The organism is Rhizobium sp. BK176 (genome assembly GCF_024808055.1).
In genome coordinates this window covers 1-2131 of the sequence record NZ_JANUBV010000068.1, presented here as the reverse complement: position 1 = coordinate 2131, position 2131 = coordinate 1, and the positions used below count along the sequence as shown (strand labels likewise).

Here is a 2131-nt window from a genome sequence, read left to right as displayed (position 1 = left end):
CTGGTCTTCATTCCGATCCTGCTTCTTTACAGCGTCAAGCTGACCCTCGTCGTCATCGGATTTGCCGCCCTTGTCGGCCTCGTCGTCATGCTTCTGGTCGGCCCCTTCCAGCGTCGTCTCCAGGCGCTTTACAAGGCGGAAGGCGACCGCCAGGCTTTGCTCGTTGAAACCGTCCACGGCATGCGCACCGTCAAATCGCTGGCGCTTGAACCACGCCAGCGCCGCGCCTGGGACGACTATTCGGCGCAATCGATTTCCGTCCGGTTCCGTGTCGAGAAAATCTCGACGGCCGCCCAATCGATGACCGGGCTCCTCGAAAAGCTGATGAGCGTTGCGATCATCGGGCTCGGCGCTCTCGACGTCTTCAGCGGCGCGATGACGATTGGCGCATTGGTCGCATTCAACATGCTCGCCGGTCGCGTGTCTGGCCCGCTTGTCCAGATCGTGACGATGGTTCACGAGTACCAGGAAGTTGCGCTTTCGGTGCGGATGCTGGGTGAGATCATGAACCAGCGCCCGGAACAGGCTGGCCGCGGTCGCGGCATTCGCCCGCACCTTCGAGGCAACATCCAGTTCGACAAGGTGACGTTCCGCTACGGACCAGATGGCCCGCCGGCACTCGACGATGTCTCCTTCAACATTCCTGCCGGCTCCGTCTTCGGCGTCGTTGGCAAGAGCGGTTCCGGCAAGACGACGATCACGCGACTGATCCAGGGTCTCTATCAGAACCAGCAGGGTATTGTGCGGATGGACGGCTATGACAGCCGCGAAATCGACCTTGTGCATCTCAGGACGAGCACCGGTGTCGTGCTGCAGGACAACTTCCTTTTCCGCGGCACTGTTCGCGAAAACATCGCGGCGGCAAAGCCCGACGCAAGTATCGAGGAAATCATGGAGGTGGCACGCATTGCCGGCGCCGAAGAGTTCATCGAGCGCCTTCCGCGCGGTTTCGACACGATGCTGGAGGAAAACGCCTCAAACCTGTCGGGCGGGCAGAAACAGCGTCTGGCAATTGCCCGGGCACTCATCACCGATCCGAAACTGCTGATCCTGGACGAGGCCACCAGCGCGCTCGACCCGGACAGCGAAACGATCATTCGCCAAAACCTCAGCCAGATCGCGGCCGGGCGAACGGTGGTCATCGTTTCTCACCGCCTCTCCACGCTTGTGGATGCGGACGCCATTCTCGTCGTCGAACGCGGCAAGATCGCCGATATCGGCAGGCATGATCAACTGGTCACACGCTGCATGACATACCGTCACCTGTGGTCCCAGCAGATGAGGCAGGTAGCATGAACGCGCGCGCTGAAAAACCAAGAGAGAACCTTCCAGTTCCAGCACCCGCCCCGGTCACTCAACCGGCGCTCAGGCGCTCGCTGCCGGCCGCGATCGCAGAGTTCCAATCCGATGCCGTGGAGCTGGAGGAACGCGCGCCGCCAAGAGTCGCTCGCATGACGCTTTACGGCATCACCGCGCTGATTGCCGCGGCAATCGTCTGGGCGTCCGTTTCGTCGATCGACGAGGTCGTCGTTGCGCCCGGTAAACTGATCACGACGCAGCCGACCATCGTCGTACAGCCTCTCGAAACGTCCATCATCCGAACGATCAATGTCGCAGCCGGCGAGATCGTTAAGAAAGGTCAGGTGCTCGCGACGCTCGATGCGACATTCAGCCAATCTGACGTCGATCAGCAACGGGCAAAGTTCGCGGCTCTCGACGCCCAGGTGAAACGCCTCGAAGCCGAGCTTGCCGGTACCGACTACACCCAGACGGCCGGCGGATCCCGCGACGAACTGCTTCAGATGCAGCTTTTCGGGCAGCGCCGCGCTTATTACATGGCGCAGCTGCAGAACTACGACCAGCAGATTGCGGCACAGGCCGCGACGATCACTTCAAGCCGGAACCAGGAGACGGTCCTTGCCAATCGGCGTGATACCTTGTCACAGATCGAGGGTGCCCGCGAACGGCTTTACAATCGCGAAAGCGGATCTTTGATAACACTGCTTGGATCGCGCGACGCTCGCCTGGATGTCGAGACCAGTCTTAGCGCTGTCCAGGGCCGGGCAGATGAGGCAGAGCATACCTTCGCCAAGCTGAAGGCGGATAGACAGGCGTTCATCGAAGACTTCCG

At 61.0% G+C, this 2131-nt stretch carries 2 protein-coding genes; both read left to right on the top strand.

The window, feature by feature from the left end:
* On the top strand, positions 1–1296 hold a 1296-nt coding region (locus tag FHT76_RS41200), incomplete at its 5' end, for a peptidase domain-containing ABC transporter (protein WP_259186894.1).
* The coding region (locus FHT76_RS41195; RefSeq protein WP_259186893.1) for a biotin/lipoyl-binding protein at positions 1293–2131 on the top strand (839 nt) is incomplete at its 3' end. The genes FHT76_RS41200 and FHT76_RS41195, both read left to right, overlap by 4 nt.